This is a genomic window from Ekhidna sp. (assembly GCF_039940915.1).
In the GTDB taxonomy this organism is placed as follows: Bacteria; Bacteroidota; Bacteroidia; order Cytophagales; family Cyclobacteriaceae; genus Ekhidna.
Map to the genome: position 1 here is coordinate 126,594 of NZ_JBDVFO010000001.1, position 21,557 is coordinate 148,150.

Consider the following 21,557-nt stretch of genomic DNA (forward strand, 5'->3'; position numbering starts at 1 on the left):
TCAATCGTTAGGTTTTCCCTAAAGTTAGCACATGAGTTTTATTTGTAGCCCTCCCACCACTGGTCAAGGTTGCTGCTATCGGACAAAGAAATCATTTGTCCTACCTCCGGGGTGAATAGCGAAATGTTTTCTTCTGAAGCTTTACTGGCTAAGCGTCTAACAGACTCTTTCCAGGGATGTAAACTCAAGTCGAATTTCCCCCAGTGAATCGGCATCAAGAGTTTTCCTTTTACATCTAAATGAGCTTGTGCCGTTTCTTCCGGAAACATGTGAATCTCACTCCAGCCTTCGTTGTAGGCTCCGCATTCCATAAAAGTCAGGTCGAATGGTCCGTACTTTTCTCCGATCTCCGTAAATCCGGGAAAATATCCACTGTCGCCACTGAAATAAAGACGTTTATTGGTGCCAATGATCGCCCAAGAACCCCAAAGGGTACTGAATCGATCTCCAAATCCTCGGCCGGAAAAATGACGTGTCGGTGTAAATGCAAGCGTTAAATCTTTTAATTGGACTTCTTCCCACCAATTGAGTTCGGTTATGTGCTCTGTCGGAACTCCCCATGCCTCAAAGTGTGCTCCGACACCCAACGGCAAGAAAAAGCGATCAACCTTCTCATTCAACGCCTTAATGGTGGGATAATCCAGGTGGTCATAATGATCATGCGAAAGGATCACAGCATCTATTTCCGGAAGGTCATCAACACTCATCTGCTTTGAATATTCGAAACGCTTAGGTCCCAAGAATGAAAACATGGAAGCACGCGCTCCTTCAATGACCGGGTCGGCAAGAATGGTTACCCCATTGATACGCATGAGTATCGTAGAATGTCCAAACCAGGTGAAGGCAATGCTATCATCCGGAATGTGTGCAAAAGCTATCGCATCGAAAGGTTTAACTTGAATAGTTTCTTGTGGGTTCTTTTGCGTTTTGTCAGCAAAAAGGTAATGTGACAGGGTCTTACGAAGGGATTCTCCCGTCATTTCCATTTTTGTCTCCACTGTATTTTGAAATTTTCCTTCTGAAAAATTAGGAGCTTCCTGCATGCGAGCTAATCGTTGACCAGACGCCTTACCTCCAATTTGGGGAGCGGTTCTGAAAAACACAATGACGGATACAACGATCAAAAGGATAATGGTGAATACTACTAGCATAAATCGCTTGAAAATTTTCATAGTGCTTCGCAATTTAAAATATTAATCATCGCACTACTACTGACCTCAATGATATACTCACCCTAAGTCAGAAGTGATTCAGCCGTATGATTAACGCATTACTCCGACCTCAATTTTTTAATGGGATTAGCCAGGGCTGCTTTCACAGATTCCAGACTGATGGTTCCCAATGCAATAACAATTGCCATCGCTCCTGATACGGCGAAAGTGGTCCATGATAGTTCTATTCTATTCACCATGTCTTCCAGAAAAATATCCATTAAATACCAGGATATTGGAACAGCGATGGCAATAGAAATGATCACCAGCTTGACAAAATCAAAAGTTAGCAGCGTAAAAACTCTTCCCATACTCGCACCTAAAACTTTGCGAACGCTCATCTCCTTGCCTCTCTGATCAATCATGTAAATGGACAGGGCAAAGAGTCCTAGACATGCAACTAAAACAGACAAAACAGCGAATATGATGAAAATCATTTTTGCTCGATTCATGTCATCATACATTCTCTCAAACCGTTGGTCCATGAAAGAAAAACGCAAGGCTTGATGTTCATTGAAACTTTCCCAAACGGCACCAATTTCTTCCATCGCCGAGCTCATATCGTCCGCATTAATTCGTGCAGAAAGTGTTGAAACACCCTCCCCTTTCACCATCACCAAAGGTTCGATTACGTCTAAAATCGACTCAAAGTAAAAGTCTTTGACCACTCCAACTACGGTGTATGTTTCATCGAACATATCCACCATGACTGTCCCCAAAGGCTCCTCCAAGCCGAGCAGCTCTGCCATTTGCTCATTGATAATGATGGATTCAGCATCGATTGTCCCTTGACGAAACCCCCTTCCTTGGGTTATCTCCATCTCCATTGTCTGAAGGTAATCTTCGTCCACTACCCACCTTGCTGCCTCAAGGCCATTGTCTAGTTGCCTGCGACTTGCTATCCAATAGCCCCGATTTTGAATGGCACCTCCTTGTACAGGCAAATAATCGGACAAGGTCGCGTTTTCCACGACTGAGAGCTGCTTGAGTTCTTGCTTAAAGGACGCTCTTTCACTTTTGCTCATTGCTTCCAGCCCCATTACATTGATTACCTGATCTTTGCTGTATCCCAGCGATTTATTCATGATCAATTGAAATTGTTGATGGGTAACCAAAGCCCCTACTATCAGAATGACCGTAGCGGTAAATTGGAATACGACCATTGCACTGCGCAGGAAAGAAGCTCTGCTTCCTTTTACGGTCTGTCCTTTCAAAACCTCCACCGGCTTGAATTTTGAAAGATAGAATGCCGGATAAATGCCCGAAAGTATCCCGATCATCAACGCCATCAGGAGCAACAATGGAATAAACCAACTACTCAGCCAAGGCAGATTTGCGGAAATTCCTGCTAACTGGTTGAAAAAAGGCAAAGCAATCCATGCGAGCCCCAAACCCACAACTATGGCCATCAGGCAATAGACACAGGACTCGGCGAGGTATTGATAAATCAAGTTTGACCGAAAGGATCCTACTACCTTTCTAAGTCCAATTTCTTTGGCTCGTTTAGTGGATTTAGCCGTAGCAAGGTTTACAAAATTGATGCAACCGAGGAGCAAAATGATGCCGGCAATGCATCCAAAAATCCATACCAGATCTTGCGAGCCATGTGATAAATCATCATACACTTCTTCCGGATTGAGATAAATGTCTTCAACGGATTGTAAGTAATACGATTGATATTTAGCCATCTCCTCGATGCCTGATTCTCCTTGCTCCCTGAGTTGATCCAACACATAGGTGTTTCTGAGAGCAGCTGTTTTACTTTCCACTTCTTCCTTATTCACATGAGGCAGTAATCTTGTGTACATGTTGTAATTCGTACAGCACCAGCCACTTGTTCCCGGACCCGTTTTTCGTCCTTCCAGTGTTAAAATGAAATCTCCCTGAAGGTGTGAATTTGAAGAAAAATCTTCCATGACACCTCCAATCACATACGTGCTCTCCGGATTGTCATTGAGTACCATTAAACGTCCAACTGGATCTTCATTTGGATAGAACACGTCAGCTTTGCTTTTTGAGATGACCATGCTGTTTGGTTCAGAAAGTGCGGTTTCTCTTCTCCCATAGATCAGCGATATTTCCAGAATTTCCAATAGCTCAGGGTCTGCATAAAAGAATCCCTCTTCATAGTGATTGTATGGAGCTTCTGATTTTCGAATATTATTTGCTCCGCCATCTCCCCAACCCCAAAGGACTGTCCGTGCCACCAGTTCCATCTCTGGAATATTATCTTCCAACACCTCTTTCAAAGGACCATGCACGTTGCTCCAGCGTCCCACCTCACCTTCATCAGACCATTGATTCACCAGTCGATAAATTCTATCCTTATTTGTATAGTGCTTATCATATCCAACTTGATCGCTGACATACAGCGAAATCAGTATGCATGCTGCTATCCCCACAGCAAACCCACCAATTTCTATTGCCGAAAATGCCTTATTTCTTACGATTGTTCTCCACGATATTTTGATGTAATGTTTGAGCATGGTCAGTTGATTTAATCGCATCGCCTTTTTTAATGCGAATGGCCTGAGGTAATTGAATGTTTGATACCAATATGTTCGACGTGCTGCCCAATGGGATTTTTCATCAAGCACTCTGAAGAAATCTTCTTTCAGATCACCGAGTACCTCTTCTTTGAAAGAGGATCTTAAAAGCCTCCTCAAAAGCTTTTCAGCGAGCTTGGGTGGATTGTGTTTCTTCTTATTCAAAACTCAACTGATCTAAGGAAAGATTGGGAAGCTGGTTCCAAAGGGATATTCTGAAATCACGAGAGGTCTGCAGTGCTTGCTGGCCTTCAGCGGTAATGGAATAAATCCTCTTTCGTCGGCCTCCTCTTTCTGTGGTGGGTTCTCCCATTTCAGAAGAAAGAAATTTCTTTTCTACTAAACGTTCCAAAGTAGAGTGCACCGATCCTATGGATGACTTCCGGCCGGATTGGGCTTTAAATTCTTCCGTAATTCGGTACGCGTAGGCTTCTGTTTTTAGTATCCCTACTATGAGTAAGATTACTTCTTCAAACTCACCAAGCTTCGTTTCTATCATATTAGTTCCTAAATTTCAGAACTAATATACGGCGGAATTAAATATATGTTCTGGTATTTAGTAACTAATACTTTTTTATAAGCAAATGCTGATGATCAATGATCGACGAGCTTTCTTGTAACTATGCCCATTAGCAAAACTGATTTATGCATAAATTGGGAGTATGTATGTAAACAAAAATTTCGGTCTAACCAGCATCATAAGATTCTCTGGTAGCCACATTATCTGGCTTACAGTCTGGAGCATGGTCATGACGCTCATTTATGAATACACGCCTTTTTCCTGGTCTATCCCCTGGCTGCCCCTTTCAGTGATAGGCACTGCGGTAGCTTTCTATGTTGGATTTAAAAACAACAGTGCGTACGATCGGCTCTGGGAAGCTAGAAAAATCTGGGGCGCCATCGTAAACAGTAGCCGCTCCTGGGGTACCAATGTGCGTGGATACATCTCTGACGTATTTAAGGATGCACCAGAAACTGAGATTAAAAAATGGAGAGAAAAACTCATTTATCGTCACATTGCCTGGTTGTATACCTTACGAAATCAACTACTCATACCCACACAGTGGGAACATGTGAATGTTGGCAAACACGTAAGTAGAACCGCCAAGCAACGCATGAAACGTTGGGGCATTGGTCTTCACGAAGATGGAGGAATCACCCAAAAGGAGCTGGAGAAATACTTGCCAAAAGATGAATATGATCGTCTCATTCAGTTTCAGAATACAGCAACTCAAATCATTGATGAGCAAAGTCAAGACTTGCTCGAACTTCGCAAAAAAGATTTAATAGATGATTTCAGACACATGGAGCTGCAGCAAGTACTCAACAGCTTTTATGATCATCAAGGGAAATGTGAGCGTATCAAGAAATTTCCGCTCCCACGTCAGTATGGAAGTATGAGTTTAATTTTTGTTGGCATTTTCATTTTTCTATTGCCTTTTGGGATGGTTTCTGAATTTGCCAAATTGGGAGAATTTGGTGCCTGGCTGTCGGTGCCATTTACTGTTTTGATCGGCTGGGTATACTTGATGATGGAACTCGTGGGTGACTACTCCGAAAACCCATTTGAAGGGCTGGGAAACGACATACCCATGCTATCGCTTTGTCGAACGATTGAAATTGACTTATTGGAGATGATCGGAGAAAAAGAAATACCTAAGCCGATAGAAGTGAAGAATGGGGTGTTGATGTGAGCTTATTCTAAGGATGTCCCTAATCACTGACCAAATAATTGTCAAATCCTTTAATTTTCCATTTAAACATCATGCCGTGCTCAGAAATAAAGATTTGCACGGGTTTGTAGTGTTTGTATAGATAGTTAGATGTAATGAACTTCATGATCGAAACACTTGAGTGAATGGCAGTAGAGGAATATTTTTTGGCGTTTGAATCCATTCTTTACGGACTGATCATTAGTAGAATTTTGATCAAGTGGTCCGAAATGGCAAATATCAAAACCACTGCCATTTATTGGGAGTATATCATAGTAACAATAAATGTGTTCTTACTCATAGTAAATGTGTACTGGGCAAACAGACACTCAGAGCATTATGAAGATGTTACAAACCCTTTAATGTTTCTTTTGGTTGTTGTAGTTCCTCCTTCGCTGTTTACTTTCATGACCTACCAAATGTTCCCCAATGAACATAACAGAAAAAATCTGAAAGAATACCTAATTGAACATAGGAAAAAAATATTCATTCCCTGGACTGTGTTTATGGTTTATGAAATATCTGTCTTATCCGATGTAAAGATGAGTCCATATACTATTGGAGCATTTGTTCTGCTGATTAACACTTTGTTAATTATCAAGTCTCCTAAAATGATTTGGATTCATCTCTTTCTAATAATTCATTCTGCTTTGATTACGCTTGGATATTTACGAACCTATATGTTCTAGGATAACCAGAACTTCTTAAAATACATCTAACAGACGATATAATATAGTGCAAGCCTCTAAGGAGTTACTTGAAAGTGCAGTGCAAATCCGCTAGCTTAGAAGATATAAACAAAGTCCGGAGGCACACATTAAACTAAATTTTAGCTTCCCACACTACATATCCCACCTTATAGTTTAATATATTTACACATATCATTATTCGAAGAAATTATATGAATTTTAAAATATCATCACTACTACTTCCAATCGCCATTCTTTTTCTTGCCTCATGCTCAGCAGATGACTCAGCCTCTAATACAAACGGAGTTGCGTTCAGTTTGCAGTCTATTGCAAGCAGGTCGTCTGGAAGAATATCTCAAAATACGCTTGAAAATGCTGAAGCCATCCTTGTAACCATTGAAAACCTAGATGGAACACCAACAGATTACACCTTAGAAAAACTTGAGCTCTACAATGTAAATGATGAGTTTATAAGTGAAAAAATAACGATGAACCTAGGGGAATATCAAGTGGCGGAGTTCTTCGTGTTGGATGATGATGATAACATCACACACATTGCGCCTCTAGAAGGATCTGAACAAGCTCAAAATGTTACCCATCCACTACCCATCCAGTTTACGGTTGTCGCAAACGAAATCACGGCCATATCTGTAGAAGTGATTTCCAGTGAGTTTTTATCCCTGGAAGATTTCGGATTGGCGGGATTTATTTTATCGGAAGTGAACCTGTTTCAGTTTTTACTTGCTGTTTCAGAACAAGGGGATTTACAAAAATTGCTTAGCGGGGCTTTGACAGTAACAGCGGATGATTACAGTTTCACTAAAGAAATTTCAGCCATAGCAAATAATTCTATAGTCATCAAAGATGGCTATACTGATTATCAAATAACAATTGAAAGTGACGGATATAACACATTTAACTACCTGTTTAGTCGTGACAGTTTATCTCATTACAAATCAATTCCTATGAATATTGAATTGACGCCCAGTGATGGAAATGTATTGGTTGACGCAAGAGATGGCCAATCATACCAAATCGTTCAGATCGGCACTCAAACCTGGATGGCAGAGAACCTCCGAGCCACTAAATATCAAAATGGTGATGAGATTGGGACAACAGACCCAATTGACCTTGATATTTCAATGGAAGACTCACCTCAATATCAGTGGTCTTATAATGGAGACGACAATAGCGTTGCGACTTATGGTAAGTTATACACCCATTATGTAGCCTTGGATGAGCGAAATATATGCCCGAAAGGATGGCATGTTCCAAGTATGAATGAATTTGCTACTCTAATATCATACTTAATTGAAAATGGGCATAATTATGATGGAAGTACAAGTGGGAATAAGCTCGGTAAAGCAATTGCTTCAAAGTCCTACTGGGATTCTTATCCACACATAGAAGGAGTTCCAGGAAATGACCCAGAAACGAATAACTCAAGTGGATTCAATGGCTTAGGTAGTGGGATAAGAACGATCACAGAACCATACTTCGATTTCAAAAAAGTAACTACTTTTTGGTGGTCGTCTGATACAACTGATACAGGTCTTAGCCGGACGTTCAGAATACAAAACTTCATGGTAGAAGCTGATCTAGGTACACAAGGCAACTTAAATCTTGGAGCACCATGCAGGTGCATAAAGGATTAACCTCCCCAAATAGCGCAAGCATCCGCTTGTGCTTTGTGAAAAACTCAGCACTCACTTTTTCTTCACAAAACTTTCAGGGCATCTGGCATTGAATGTCGGCTTTTCTTATTTCGTCATCCGTATATTAGTATATGGCTTCACAGGCATATCATGTAGGGGAATGGTTGGTCGAACCTTCGCTCAATCGAATATCTAAAAAAGATGAGGTGAAAAAGGTTGAACCTCAACTCATGGAAGTGCTCAATCTACTGGCGAAGAAATCGGGCGAAATTGTTACTAAAAAAGAACTGAAAGATGCGATATGGTCAGATGTTGTGGTGACCGAAAATGTCTTTACCCGTGCCATATCGTCCTTGCGGAAAGTGCTTGCAGATGACCCTTCTAACCCCACTTACATTGAGACCATAAGTAAAACCGGTTATCGGTTACTCACCCCAACAAAAAGAGTATCCAAGCAGACGCCCATTGCATTTTTTACGCTCCAACTACCTCGAAAGCCCACTGTTTTGATTTTGGGGATTTTGCTCATTTTCAGTTTTGGCGCCTTTGTTTTGCTTGAAGCATTTAGCCCCGAGCCACCGCTGCTTACTTACGAGCCAGTACCTATTGCCAACTCCAACGCAACAGAATACTGGCCATCCATTTCCCCTGATGGAAGACTCGTAGCTTTTTCATCCAATAGAGAAGAGGGCAACTGGGACATTTACATACAGCCCATTGGCTCTCAGACAGCATTGAGAATGACTCAGAGCACAGCCGCCGAACTAAGGCCCGTGTGGTCGAAAGATGGAAACTTCCTGTATTTCATTCGCTATGAAGAAGGTGGCGCCAGTATTTATAAACAAGCGATCGTCGGTGGGAATGAGGTTCGAATAGCAAGTGCCCCTGTGCATAGTCGCGGGGACTTTGACATTTCGGATGATGGAGAATGGATGCTATTCAATCAAAGAGATGACAAACACCTCGCTTTGAGTATCAGCAGAGTTTCCCTGAAAACCGGAGCTATGGAAATGCTATCAGCATGTGAAACAGGCTATACCGGTGACCTCAATCCGCGATTCTCGCCAGACAACAAGCAGATCGCTTTTATCAGAGAAAAGAATCCTTCAAGCATGTACTTGTACCTAAAAGATTTAGCAACAGGCATGCTTACACAACTCACCACAACCCCTCAATCAATCAATGGATTTGACTGGTCTAAGGATGGCACTCATCTTGTCTATGGAAGTGATCAGTCTGGATTGTATAAGTTGTGGAATGTAAACGTCACTACCCAAAAATCGACTGTCATACGTGCCGGTGACTATCAGATGGTCATGCCAAGAGTTGCCAAGACGGGACGGCACATTTATGCGAAAATGAAAGACAATGTCAATATTTGGCAATTTGACATCAGTAGTCAGACCGCCAGTATGTGGTACGGCAGCAGTGAGCTCAACCTCAACCCCGTCTTTTCACCGGATGGATCAAAGGTGTGCTTTACGATGAAAAAAGGGACAACTTATGAAGTTTGGGTAGCCAATGCTGATGGTAATAATCAGGTTCCAATCACTCAATTTATTGGCTCCTACCTGACCTCACCATCCTGGTCTAGCGATGGTAAATCCATTTTTTTTCAAGGATTTATCGATGGACAAAGCGATGTTTTCATGGTGAATTCAAAAGGAGGTATTCCGGTCAACCTCACATCCTCTGCTATCGATGAGCATACGCCTTTCGCAAGTGAAAATGGCGCAGTTTATTTTAGCTCGAATGATGACCGCCAGTGGAAAATCGAACAATTAAATCTTGATACCAAACGCAGAAGTACAATTATTGAATCTGGTTATGCTCCGCAGTATCATCGGAAGAAAATCTATTATGTAAAAAAAGAAGAGCAGGGACTTTGGCAATTTGACCTTGCCGATTCTACTGAAAAACTACTGATAGCATCTTTTCACCCAATGCATTGGGGAGCTTATGCTGTTGCAGATGCTGGTGTTTATTACCTAAACTCAAACACCAAAAGATTCGAAATCCATGATTTTACTTCTGGTAAGTCCGCTGTTGTCTATCAGCCACTCAAGAGAATTCCGCGCATGGGAATTACATTGAGCCTATCGCCTGATCAACAACACCTGCTCTTCGCTCAAATTGATGTTCACGATGCAGACATCATGTTGCTGGAGGAGCAGGTGAATTGATGCTAGTCATTTTCTCGCATCCACAGCCAGGCCATCTTACCCATATCTTGTCCGAGCTGCTGCTGTTTGAGTGCCAGATCGGAACCTACTCGCCAGTTGAAGGTGGTCACAAGCACCATCTTTACATCTGGAGCAACGATGATGGTTTGCCCGCCATATCCACTTGCCATGAAAATGCGGTCGTCACCTATGCTGGCGGTCCACCAGCCATATCCATATCCAGCTTTGGTTCCCACAGTATCTTCAAAGACCGTATGCACACCTGTGAGTAAGTCCTGCATCTCTAAGGAATGAACTTGCTGACCATTGTATTCCCCTTGATCTGCCATGAGTTTTCCAAGTTTCAATAAATCTCTTGGTTTCATCTGTAGTCTGGAACCGCCAGAATAATAGCCGTCTCCAAATTTTTGCCACTCCCAATTCGTTATTGCTAACGGATCAAACAAATTTTTCTTAGCAAAAGTCTCTGTACTCATACCTGTCGCTTCCGTGAGAATCGCTGACAATAAATGAATGTCCCCTGTACTGTAATTCCATTGAACTCCGGGCTCATTCGTCATCGGCAGGTCCATCATAAACTGGAAAGGATTGCCAGATTTTACCATTCTGTTGTTATCGTTGTAGCCAGCACCTTCGTCCCATCTAAAACCACTCGTCATCCCCAGCAGGTGCTTAATTAGTACCCCTTTTTTATCTGCTGGCACTTGGATGTAGTCTGCAATGGGATCATCCACACTTCCAATGAATTGCTGATCGATAGCAATTCCAATCAGGTTTGCCATCACACTTTTGGTGGCCGACCGGAGGTGGTCGAGACTGTCTCGTTTATACGAAGCGTAATATTTTTCTTTCAATATTTCACCTTCTCTCATGAGGATAAAGCTGCGAATATTGTCTGCTTCATCCGCGATTTCAAATACCTCCTCCAGGCTGGATGGAGCGGTCAATTCTGACCGCTCCTGCCCACATCCCTGAAAAAAACCAAGTCCAATAACTAGCAAAAAAACCACTTTGGTATTTTGCGCTCCATGCATCCGCTTGATCTCCATCGTTGGACACTTATTTCATGTCTTTTAATTGAAAATCGTCTCCCAGCACCATAATCATGTGGGGAATGTGCGTGAATTTACCGCGCTCAGGAAGCGACCTTTCTTTCTTGAAATGCGCCAGGGCTTTTTCGTATTCACCGGCTATTGTATATGCATCGCCCAGCCTTAAGAGAGAAACCATATGCTTCGGATCATACTCCAATGCCTTTTCATAAAAAGGTAAAGCTTCCTTGCCATAGCCATCTACCATCAAAATCCATCCGATATTGGCCAGGTGACTCAACCAATTGTCCTGCTTGTATTCCTTTTGCTTAGTTAGAGATTCCATGAGCTTCATGCCTTTTTTCACTCCATTTTCTTTTACCTCATTGTAAACCAGTCCTACTGGGTTTTCTCGTCCTTCAAATACCCCAACGTAGCTTGCTTGTAAGTAATCGATGGTGTAGCTAAATCCGGTAAAGGTGAATTCAATCTGGATCTCATCTCCAAACATTGGGTTGGCTGCAAATGGCCCGGTGGTGCCCAGCTCAAAATCTTTCCGGCTAAGGCTGAGGCTGCCTTTTACAATCATGAGATCAAGGTTATTCATCGCTTTTCTCATAATTGTTGGCTTCTCAAGGTGTACGGTAACCGGCTTTACTACCTCCTTGATAATAACATTTCCACTGAGGTCAAATCCATTTTCAGTAAGTGCAACCTCCGATCCTTGAAACCAAATGGCTGGAAAATTCGCTGCATCAAGAAAGGCCTCACCAGCTAGAAACTCATCTCTTTTATCGTGAGCAGTGGCAAACCCATCTGATGCTATGCGAATCGTGGCGGATGAATTCATGACGTTTTCAGGATCGTAATACATGGTAGCCTGATACGATTTTGCACTTCCTCGAATCACCGGATGCCCAGCTATGGTCGCGCTGAAATTCAAATAGGAAAAGTCCTTGTTGATCTGAAATTGGTTAGACAGGTCGATTTCCTGTGCTTGATTTCCACCAATAAAAAACAGGAATAACACCAGGGTTAGTCCCAATGAGAAATTGTTTGCTTTCTTTTTCATAAGTCAAATTCATTTTTTAGTTTCCTGAATTGACGAAAAAGACTACTTGATAACTGAGGATTGTCTACATGCTTTTGTGAAGCTTTTCTGAATTTCGCATTCAGGCAAAACAGGCGTTTGTTGGAAACACAATGTTAAAATGGTAATTCTTTTTAGAATCCAACAAAAACGAAATAGATATTTCTTGCTTAGAGGATGGGATATACATAATAAAGGCCATTGTGAATAATGAAGAGCTATTATCATTAAGAGTCATACGATAGAAAACAGTGCACAACAAACACTAAAATGAATATGCGTACTGAGCCTTTTTGATAGGAAAATACTATCCCTATATTTCAATGCTTCCAGGAACTGGGGCGCATACTCATTTTAGCTGGTTAGTTACAATCCGAACAGAATGAAATACCCCTTTCTCATTGTATTCCTATCCTTTTGGGTTGCTCTAGCTTAACGTATATTTTCAGCTCATATCGTATCAAACTTATCATATCATTATCGTATATTTACGAATCATATCGTATCATTTCCAAATGAGAGTATACAATTTTGAATTAGATTTTGACTGGGGGTTAGTCAACAACATTAGCAAACTTGATCGATTTGATGCTTCATGGAATTCAATAGAAAAAAAGGAAGGACAAAGTCTCAAACAGCTAAAGTCTATAGCGACAGTCAGAAGTGTCGGCGCATCCACCCGTATTGAAGGATCCAAGATGAGTGATGAAGAAGTTGATATTTTATTACGCAACCTTTCAATAGATAAATTGACCGAAAGAGATAAGCAGGAGGTAGCCGGATATTTTGATGCTTTAGATATTATTTCAGAATCTTACAACGATATAAGAATAACCGAAAATCAAATAAAGAACCTTCACAATATTCTATTAAAATACAGCGAAAAAGATCAATGGCATAAAGGTGATTACAAACAGCAAAGTAATAATGTAGAAGCAACTTTACCTGACGGAACCAAACAATTGATTTTTGAGACAACTCCTCCCGGTTTTGAAACAAATGATGCTATGAGATCTCTATTTGAATGGTACAACGAAGATACTCACACACACCAACTTGTCAAAAGCGCACTGTTCTCTTACGAATTTGTTTCCATTCACCCTTTCCAAGATGGTAATGGAAGACTGAGTAGATTACTCGTGAGTCTACTCCTTCTAAAAGGTGGGTATAAATGGATTCAATATGTCAGCCTCGAACACGAAATTGAAAGTCGAAAACCCGAATATTACCGAGAGCTAAGAAGCTGTCAAGCACAAAGACCAAATGAGAATATAACAACATGGATTAATTTCTTCTTCAGCGCTTTAATGAATATTCAAGAACAGTTAATAGCTAAACTGGAACAAACTGGAACAACTTCAAAATTGTCACCTCGAGAAAAGTCGATATTGGCATTTGTATCAGGCCATGCGGGATGCAAATCGGGAGATATTGCCAAAAATCTTGGCATACCCAATCCAACTGTTAAACGCGCCCTCAGTGAGTTAGTAAGTTTGAATTTAATCGAACGTCATGGAACAGGCCCTGGAACGAATTATTCTATACTGTAAAACGATATGTAACAAACGATATCGCACCTGCTTCTAAGTAGTCACTTGAAAGTACAATGCAAATCCACTAGCTTAGAAGCGCTGTAAACAAAACCCAGAGGCACGCGCCGTATCTGGGGTGTTAGCTTTACTCACCACGAAAATGAAAGCAACCTCGGAAAATATTTTTTTCTCAGCAAGCGCCATTTGGTTTCTTCTTATCGTCTTTGCAGGGTTTGCTCCTTCTTTTTATTTATTGAATCTCTACGAAGATCCTGAACCCGTTCCGACTCACCTGGTCATACACGGAGTTGTATATTCGATTTGGGTACTTTTATATGCCGTTCAAGTATTTCTTATCCGATGTAAAAACTATCGATTACATAAAATATTAGGCGTCTTTGGCTTGTTAGTTATGATTTTAATGGTTCCCACAGGTATGTTCCCAGTGGTATTCAAAGCATACAGCGGTGGCACCACCATTGATGCGGCAGGTCATAATGTATCCCGATTTCTCTTTTGCTATCTATTTTTTGCAATTGCATTCTACCAACGAAAACAGCCATTTCTCCACAAAAGATACATGTTGGCATGCATGAATATGCTTATGGGAGCAGCAATTTTCAGGGTTTCCATGGATCTTGGATTAGTAGAAAGTCAGCTATTTAATAAGGGGCTTCAGGTATTACCGGCAGTTGCACTTTTTGTTTTTGATCTCATCAAATACAAAAAGGTTGTTCTTGTTGATCTTACTTCAGTAGCGGCAATACTTTCAATTTTTTTATGGCAGATTATTTCTGGCTATCTCCTACCGGCGAAGTATTTATGAATTTGTTGATTTCCATTTTTGTGCATCCCTTCCTTTAAAAACGTTAAAGGCTAAACCTAATTTCCACTAAACTTCGCAATCATCTTTTCGAATTGCTTGTTTAACATTTTCGGAAACCACTTCTTGAAAAAGAATGCGCGTCGAGCTTCCTTTGGGTGGATGATATGAAATTTGCCTTTAGCGGATGCTGTTAGCACCACTTGTGCCATTTCTTCGGCGTTCGTGGTTGAATACTTCATCTGCTTTTGAGCGAAATGGACGAACTTTTCAGAGCCACTTGCATCACTCATGATGTTCGTTTGAAAGAACGTAGGCGTCACCACACTTACATGTACACCTTTTGACTTCAGCTCGTGATGCAAGGTCTCCGCTAGTGAATAGACACCTGCCTTTGCCACATTATAGGCAGACATTCCGGGAGCATTCATGAAACCAGCCGCACTGCCTACATTGACAATCATGCCTCTTTGTCGTTCAATGAGTGGGAGGAAGTAATGCGATCCATAGTAAGTACCTAAAAGGTTAATTCGAATCATGCGTTCCCATTGATCAAGTTTATAATCCTGAAACAGCTCAGCATCTCCAATTCCGGCATTATTTATCAGCAAGTCAAGTTTGGAAGTATTCTTTCCTAGTTCTTCCACGACCTTTTCATACGCCAGCTTATTGCCCACGTCCAGTTGGTATAAAAAAATTGCTGACTCCCCAGTCAACTTTGACTTGACTTCTTCAAGCGAATCAAAATTGATATCAGAAAGGTGTAGCGTCCATCCATTTTTGGCTAACAAGGTTGCGAAAGCTGCACCAAGACCTGAGCCTGCACCAGTTATGAATGCCGTCTTATTTGGATATTTTGAATTTAATTCTTTCATCAACGATAGGTTATGAAATTAGGGTTGTGATCTAAGTGGCCGTAATCATTGTAGGAGCTTAGCGACAATCTATTCTTACCAACCAGTATTTTAGTAATGCTACTATTGACTAAACGAGCTTGTAAGTCAACAAACTGCTCATCTTTCAAAGCCAACAGTTCAATCAACGCTACCGAAATAGGTCCTCCAGATGTAAACACCCAGGCAGATTGCCCTTTGTCAAGCTTAGAAGCTACGTCGTTTAGGGCATCAAGCACTCCTTTTTTAAAATCTTCCCAGCTTGTATGATAATCATACGCACCTTTGATCCAGTCACCAATTGATTTATTCAAGACTTGCTGCAATGCTTTCATGGGGTTTTCCTGATTCATTAAGTACTCACCAATCGCTGCATAATCAGTAAACGCAGGATTGTGTTTTGATAACAGTTCCATGTGATCATATTCATTCCAACGATCATCTTCAGATACATCTTTATCTATTCCAAATGCATTCAGGCAATGCCTAGCTGTTTGCTCATGTCGATTCAATGAACCTCTAGAAATAAATGAAGCCTCCTGATTTCGATCCTTCAATGCGTTGCCCAAGACTTCAGATTGCTGTTGACCCAACTCAGACAGCTGATCATAATCGCTTTTCAAGAAGCTGGCCTGGCCGTGTCGTATGAGGTAAATCATCGCCATATCCTAGTTCTTTTGTTTCATGACATTTTCGCAAGTCTTTACGAGATAGATGGAGATCATCCAAAAATTCTTAAAGGACTTGTTCTTGGTGAATCCTTTTGAGTATCGATAGTAGATCTGTTGAGCAATGCCTGCCAACCGAAACAATCCATACACCCGATAGAATCTGAAATCTTCAATTGCTCTACCTGTTCTTTGCGCATAGTAATCAATGACCTCTTGCCTTTTCATCATCCCTATCGCATTACTGGGTTGCCTCCGCATCGATTTGATGAAGAAGTTGTCATCCTCGTGTACCCAATAAGCCAGACTACTTCCCAAGTCCATCAGAGGATCACCAACCGCTGCAAGTTCCCAATCCAGCACCCCAATGATATGAGTGGGATCATTTGGATCAAGTACGACATTGTCCAGCCTAAAGTCATTGTGGATGATGCACAATTTTTCTTCGTTGGGCATGTTTCCTTCCAGCCATTTCATCACTTTTTTACCACCGGGTACATTCCAGGTTTTCGCATCCGAATATCGTTTGTTCCACCCCGCGATTTGACGCTCAACATAGCCTTCCCCTTTGCCCAGGGTATCCAACCCTTGTTTTTGATAGTCTACCTGATGCAGCTCTATCATCTTGTCCCAAAAAGAGCGGCAGAGAGAATCCGTTAACTCGTTGTTCCAAGATACCTCCCGGGGAAGGTTCTTCCTTGGGATCATGCCTTCCAATCGATCCATGAGATAAAAGGTAGAGCCCAACACCTCTTCATCCTCACAAACTGCAATCATCTCCGGAACATATGCATAGTGAGGTTTCAATTTTTCCTGAAGGTGAAATTCCCTCGGCATATTATGCGCCCCTCCTGCTTTTTTTCCTAAGGGCGCACGGCGTAAAATGACATCTCTATTTTCAAACTTCAATCGATACGTCCAATTGGAAGCTCCACCCGAAAACTGGGTAATGGTCGGGTTGCCTTTCAGGTCAAGTCGTTGTGATTCAATCCAGGGAAGAAGTTTGGCTACATCAAGCTCTTCTCCTTCTCGTTGTTGCTTCTCTAGATCTTTAATTTCGACTTTTCCCATACTCAGGTCAGGTACTTTTTGAATTCCAACCTGGAGATCATGCGCAGGTGTACTTCGTCCGGACCATCTGCCAACCTCAGTGCTCTGGCCTGTATGAAGAAAGCTGTCAGCGGGAAGTCATCAGAAAGACCTCCACCACCGTGGATTTGCATGGCCATATCTGTCACATCTTGGAGTACCCGAGGAGCTACTACTTTTATGGCTGATATCTCTGTCATACTTTCACGCACTCCAACTTGATCTATTTTCCATGCTGCATAGTGGGTGAGCAGCCTTGCCTGGTCAATGTCAATTCTTGCTTTCGCAAAACGCTCAGAATTTCCTCCAAGCTGTGCCAATAGTTTACCAAATGCTTGCCTTGTCCCACTTCGAATAATGGCCAATTCCAGTGCACGCTCTGCTGCGCCTACGCATCGCATGCAATGATGGATTCTCCCTGGGCCGAGGCGGCCTTGAGCTATCGCGAACCCTGACCCAAAATCCATGATGAGGTTTTCTTTAGGCACACGTACATTATTGAAATGTACTTCCCCGTGACCCGATGGGGGATCATATGCACCAAACGTATTCAGCATCCGCTTAACTTCAACACCTGGAGTATCCAGGGGAACAAGTACCATACTGTGTTGTTCGTGCCTTCCTTTTCCTTCATCTTTCGTTTGCCCCATCACGACCGCAATCTTGGCATCTGGATGTCCCAATCCTGTGGACCACCATTTCTTCCCGTTGATGACAATTTCGTCTCCATCTGCTGCAATGGAAGTTTGAATGTTCGTTGCATCTGAACTTGCCACATCCGGCTCGGTCATGCAAAAAACAGATTTCATCTCTCCCGCCAACAATGGCTTCAACCACCGCTCTTTTTGCTGATCATTTCCAAAATGGTAGAGCACCTCCATGTTTCCTGTATCAGGTGCATTGCAATTAAATATCTCAGCAGAATTATAAACTCTGCCCATTTCCTCTGCTAGCGGTGCATATTCTAACACACTTAGACCTTCTCCAAGATTCTCGTTGGGTAGAAATAAATTCCAGAGACCCTCCTGCCTGGCCTTTGCCTTAAGCTCTTCCAACTTGGGGTGTTCGGTCCAGTTTTGCCAGTTGCCGTCTGCGTTGTGTTTTTTGTGATACTCGATGTAGTCTCGCTCAAAAGGAAAGACATACTCTTGCATGAAAGACTTAAGCTTATTAAGGTATTCTTCGGAGCGCTTGGAAGGTTCAAAATTCATAGTAGTATCAAAATTTTCTAAGCATTTTAGCTGTCATAAATGGCATCAGCAACTTGATGAAATACCATGGCCAGAATGGTACATATGCGTTCGCTTTTTCTTTGTTTATTGCTTTTGCCAACAGTTTAGACCCCTTATCAAGTGAGATCATAAAAGGAGGTGGTTTGCCAATGGAATCAGTCATTTCTGATTGGATGTATCCCGGGAAAATTGAGGAGACCATGATTGGCTTTTTCAGGACGTCAATCCTCAGGCCTTCGGTGAGGCTTTTCAATCCAGCTTTAGTTGCAGCATAAACAGTCATTGCAAATGGATATCCTCTAAATGCAGACATTGATGAGATAGCCACCAAATGCCCGTGATTTTGCTCTCGAAAAATTTCCATGGCAGCTTCCATCTGGCTGATAGCACCACAGAAGTTAGTCACCGCCGTTTGCATGTTTGCACCTGCATGACCTTTGCCCAAAGAAGCTCCTTTGCCCATTCCCGCATTCACCACCACCCTGTCTAGCTGCTCTCCAATGTCTTGAAAGTCCCGATTGAAGGCCTTAAATACTTCAAAAACCTGATCGTTGCTGGTTACATCTAAGGATCGGAGGAAAATTTTACTCTCTGGATTGATCTCATGAAGCTGTTTTTTTAGCTCTTGCAGATTCTCGACTCTGCGTGCGCAAAGTGCCAGGTTGCACCCTTGCTTCACAAATTCAATGGCCATGCCTTTTCCCAGACCGGAACTGGCACCTGTAATCAATATATTTTTTCTCTTCACTAGTTACATTTTAGTCTCTAGCGTAAGATAATGATGTTAGTGAAATGCTGGACTTACCGTCTACTTAGCAGAAGTCTCTTCTTCGATTGCACGAATGAGCTCATCAACGCCCATGGAACCGGCGTAATCAACAGCCACACGAAGTGCGCGTAATCCATGCACTCCTTGTAAATCTTCCAGGGCCACATCTTCGATCTTGTGCTTGAGGTGCCCTTTAGAAGCAAGGAACTGCAAATAGGTTCGGTATTCGTTGGCATCCTGCTCCTGAGAATATACAATGACTATATGTCCGGGCTGGGTAATGCGCTCTTTGGTGCCTTTGATATGCGCTTTATCCACCCGCTTTTTGATGATCTCATAGCGCGCATTGTAAGCGCCTTCTACATCAAACTTTTTCTCATCCATTCGGAAATGAACAGACAGAGGAGTGCTATAAACCAAAATCAAAGAGGCGATCTCAACGGGAGCAGTCAGTTCTTTGCGCAAAGAATGGAATTCATTTTCCATCTCACACATCACCAGCAGTTGCCACAATCGAAGATTGCGAAGGAAGATCTCATTGAAGACCTTTCCATTGGTGATCGACTGTCCGATGTACATGTTGAATTCGACACCATCGGTCTTGTATCGTTCAAAATAATGCGGGAACATCTCCTGAGCTTCGATCTGCTTTTTGTCTATATAAGAAGCCAGTCGTTGATTGATCAAGTTGACACTGGTATCGTATTTTTTTCGCTCCTCATAAACGGTATGAAGCTCTGGATCTAACAAATCCTCATACCCTTCTACGAGTGCTTTTAACTCTTCGCTTTCGCTCTTCAAGTGCTCAAATACTGGATAAACATCGTCTCTCAAAAAAGACAAAATTCTATGCTCGCTGCCTGCTGCCAAGTTCTTCTTCAACTCGTCAGTGAAGCTATTGAGGCGATACAGTAGCTCATCCAATACCGGCAATTGCTTTTGCTTATTTGCCGCCTTGATAATTTTAGTAACTGCGTTTAGCTGCTTAATCAAATCTTTGCTCACAGCTTTGTTTCTTCTTTCAGATGAGCCTTTGATGTCCAACTGTCCATAAAGTGGGTAGAGGTGATCAAAAACAATGTCTGTAAACATGGCTTCCTCGCCTTCCTCTTGCTTCTGGATAAACTTCAATGCTTCTTCTTCAAACCTCCATTTTACTGAAGAATGAATGGTAGTGCACTCTTGCTGGATCACTGCTTCTACCAAATTTTGCGATTCTGTCTGGAAGCGCTTCTTAGCCATTGAAAGAATGGGGAGTATCTGATCAAGCATCGCCAATGAGCCCTTATTTAGCTCATACTTCCTTTTAGATGCCAATTCCATGAACCCAAGCAATTCGCCTTCATGTACGAGAGGTGCAATGATGTAGCTTTTATATCCTGAATCTTTCAGCTTTTGTGCCATACCTGTTCCAGATGCCTCATGAAAGTAATCCGAATCTGTAACGACAAAAGGTTGTTTGTTTACAAATAACTCCTGACAGCTAAATGGGCATAGGTCTTTATCGCAGCTTAACCAATCTCCTTCTTGCAAAAGGATACTATTCACATCTTTATGATCTATCGGCACAAGCATGTCGTTCTCGTAACTGACAATACCAATGGATAGGTCCTTATTATTGAGCATTCTTCGAACGCTCTGCTGGATATTGGTGAATGCATTGTCTGACTTAACCAGCAGATTCGAAGTAATATTTCCGATGGACTGATCTGCTGTGACATCTACTAAATTGACAATGTTGATACCACGCATGATCCAACTATTCGGTGGGAATTTCTTTTTCCATAGTTGGATGTCATCGAAATTATCGACCAACTCTTCAAAGTCTTTCTCAGTAAGCTTCACCGCCTTATCTGTAGGAATAAATTCGGATAAATCCGCATTGATGAGCAACTTGTAAACTCTTTTGAAGCCTTGCGCTTTGTTCTCTATCTCTAAGAATTGAGGTGTGGATCCTCCAACTGGATAACCGAAGTAGCTGCCAAGAATGAAATAGCAGCAATATTTATAGAAAAGATCCTCATCTACATCTTTCATTCGAAATTCGAATGGCTCACCTGATGCTTTGACAATATTATCAAAACGTGCTGAGGTATAAATCGGCTCGAAATAAAATGGAGGAGTTAATATTTTGATTTCATTGGTTGAAAGAATGGATGGAAAAAGTGGCTTACTGAGCTTATCAAAGGATTTTTGGTACTTCTTCAGCTTTGTAACGTCTGAAATGCCTTCACGTAGCTCCGGGTACTTCTCAACCTCTTTCAGCAAATCTTTTGCATAGCTGGACTGCCCAGCATCCTTGCTTTTTTCCATTTCTTCCAGCTGCTCTATGAGTTTGAAAAAACTCACATGCATGATTGCGGGAAATTCTACCTCTTTACCATTGTAAACCATAACTTCTGTATTTTGCTCAAAATCACGCGCTAAAGATACC

The 21,557-nt window shown here is 41.9% G+C and carries 17 protein-coding genes; 6 read left to right on the forward strand and 11 right to left on the reverse strand.

Annotated features, from left to right (window positions below; genetic code table 11):
• Positions 1-38: 38 nt before the first annotated feature.
• The 3 genes from ABJF57_RS00580 to ABJF57_RS00590 form a co-directional block, all read right to left on the reverse strand.
• Positions 39-1,172 (reverse strand): MBL fold metallo-hydrolase, encoded by a 1,134-nt coding sequence (locus ABJF57_RS00580; RefSeq protein ID WP_462235503.1) that lies wholly within the window; start codon positions 1,170-1,172, stop codon positions 39-41.
• Between the two features lie 98 nt (positions 1,173-1,270).
• Positions 1,271-3,922 (reverse strand): FtsX-like permease family protein, encoded by a 2,652-nt coding sequence (locus ABJF57_RS00585; RefSeq protein WP_462235501.1) that lies wholly within the window; start codon positions 3,920-3,922, stop codon positions 1,271-1,273.
• Complete coding sequence (locus ABJF57_RS00590; RefSeq protein WP_462235499.1) at positions 3,915-4,256, reverse strand: PadR family transcriptional regulator; 342 nt, start codon at positions 4,254-4,256, stop codon at positions 3,915-3,917. The genes ABJF57_RS00585 and ABJF57_RS00590 overlap by 8 nt, the downstream gene beginning before the upstream one ends.
• Positions 4,257-4,419: 163 nt before the next feature.
• Between ABJF57_RS00590 and ABJF57_RS00595 the strand changes: the two genes are divergently transcribed.
• From ABJF57_RS00595 to ABJF57_RS00610, 4 genes are all read left to right on the forward strand, one after another.
• Positions 4,420-5,451, forward strand: a complete 1,032-nt coding sequence (locus ABJF57_RS00595; RefSeq protein WP_462235498.1) for a bestrophin family protein — start codon at positions 4,420-4,422, stop codon at positions 5,449-5,451.
• A gap of 164 nt (positions 5,452-5,615) precedes the next feature.
• Positions 5,616-6,158, forward strand: coding sequence for a hypothetical protein (locus tag ABJF57_RS00600; RefSeq protein ID WP_462235496.1), 543 nt, complete (start codon positions 5,616-5,618; stop codon positions 6,156-6,158).
• A gap of 212 nt (positions 6,159-6,370) precedes the next feature.
• A complete protein-coding gene (locus tag ABJF57_RS00605) occupies positions 6,371-7,813 on the forward strand; it encodes an FISUMP domain-containing protein (protein WP_462235494.1) in 1,443 nt (480 codons plus the stop codon).
• Positions 7,814-7,944: 131 nt separating this feature from the next.
• Entirely contained in the window at positions 7,945-9,996 is a 2,052-nt protein-coding gene (locus ABJF57_RS00610; protein WP_462235492.1) for a DUF5050 domain-containing protein, read from the forward strand.
• A gap of 2 nt (positions 9,997-9,998) precedes the next feature.
• On the opposite strand, the gene ABJF57_RS00615 is transcribed toward ABJF57_RS00610, so the two are convergent.
• Positions 9,999-11,045: a serine hydrolase domain-containing protein gene (locus ABJF57_RS00615; RefSeq protein WP_462235491.1), complete on the reverse strand. Its 1,047-nt coding sequence runs from the start codon at positions 11,043-11,045 to the stop codon at positions 9,999-10,001.
• Between the two features lie 10 nt (positions 11,046-11,055).
• Positions 11,056-12,099, reverse strand: a complete 1,044-nt coding sequence (locus ABJF57_RS00620; protein WP_462235489.1) for a YceI family protein — start codon at positions 12,097-12,099, stop codon at positions 11,056-11,058.
• Positions 12,100-12,815: 716 nt separating this feature from the next.
• On the opposite strand from ABJF57_RS00620, the gene ABJF57_RS00625 reads away from it, so the two are divergent.
• Positions 12,816-13,667, forward strand: a complete 852-nt coding sequence (locus ABJF57_RS00625) for a Fic family protein (protein WP_462235996.1) — start codon at positions 12,816-12,818, stop codon at positions 13,665-13,667.
• A gap of 142 nt (positions 13,668-13,809) precedes the next feature.
• A complete protein-coding gene (locus tag ABJF57_RS00630; protein ID WP_462235485.1) occupies positions 13,810-14,475 on the forward strand; it encodes a hypothetical protein in 666 nt (221 codons plus the stop codon).
• A gap of 56 nt (positions 14,476-14,531) precedes the next feature.
• On the opposite strand, the gene ABJF57_RS00635 is transcribed toward ABJF57_RS00630, so the two are convergent.
• The 6 genes from ABJF57_RS00635 to ABJF57_RS00660 are packed head-to-tail and all read right to left on the reverse strand — an operon-like array spanning position 14,532 to position 21,517.
• On the reverse strand, positions 14,532-15,347 hold the full coding sequence (locus ABJF57_RS00635) for an SDR family NAD(P)-dependent oxidoreductase (RefSeq protein WP_462235484.1): 816 nt from the start codon (positions 15,345-15,347) through the stop codon (positions 14,532-14,534).
• The gene (locus tag ABJF57_RS00640; protein ID WP_462235482.1) at positions 15,347-16,030 is read right to left on the reverse strand and encodes a histidine phosphatase family protein; all 684 of its coding nucleotides are present in this window, start codon (positions 16,028-16,030) and stop codon (positions 15,347-15,349) included. The genes ABJF57_RS00635 and ABJF57_RS00640 overlap by 1 nt, the downstream gene beginning before the upstream one ends.
• A 3-nt stretch (positions 16,031-16,033) precedes the next feature.
• A complete protein-coding gene (locus ABJF57_RS00645; RefSeq protein WP_462235480.1) occupies positions 16,034-17,104 on the reverse strand; it encodes a phosphotransferase family protein in 1,071 nt (356 codons plus the stop codon).
• 2 nt (positions 17,105-17,106) lie between these two features.
• The gene (locus tag ABJF57_RS00650; protein WP_462235478.1) at positions 17,107-18,333 is read right to left on the reverse strand and encodes an acyl-CoA dehydrogenase family protein; all 1,227 of its coding nucleotides are present in this window, start codon (positions 18,331-18,333) and stop codon (positions 17,107-17,109) included.
• A 7-nt stretch (positions 18,334-18,340) separates the two neighbouring features.
• Positions 18,341-19,102, reverse strand: coding sequence for an SDR family oxidoreductase (locus ABJF57_RS00655; protein ID WP_462235476.1), 762 nt, complete (start codon positions 19,100-19,102; stop codon positions 18,341-18,343).
• Between the two features lie 60 nt (positions 19,103-19,162).
• Positions 19,163-21,517 carry a GAF domain-containing protein gene (locus tag ABJF57_RS00660; protein ID WP_462235474.1) on the reverse strand — a complete coding sequence of 785 codons (2,355 nt, stop codon included), beginning with the start codon at positions 21,515-21,517 and terminating at the stop codon, positions 19,163-19,165.
• Positions 21,518-21,557 lie beyond the last annotated feature (40 nt).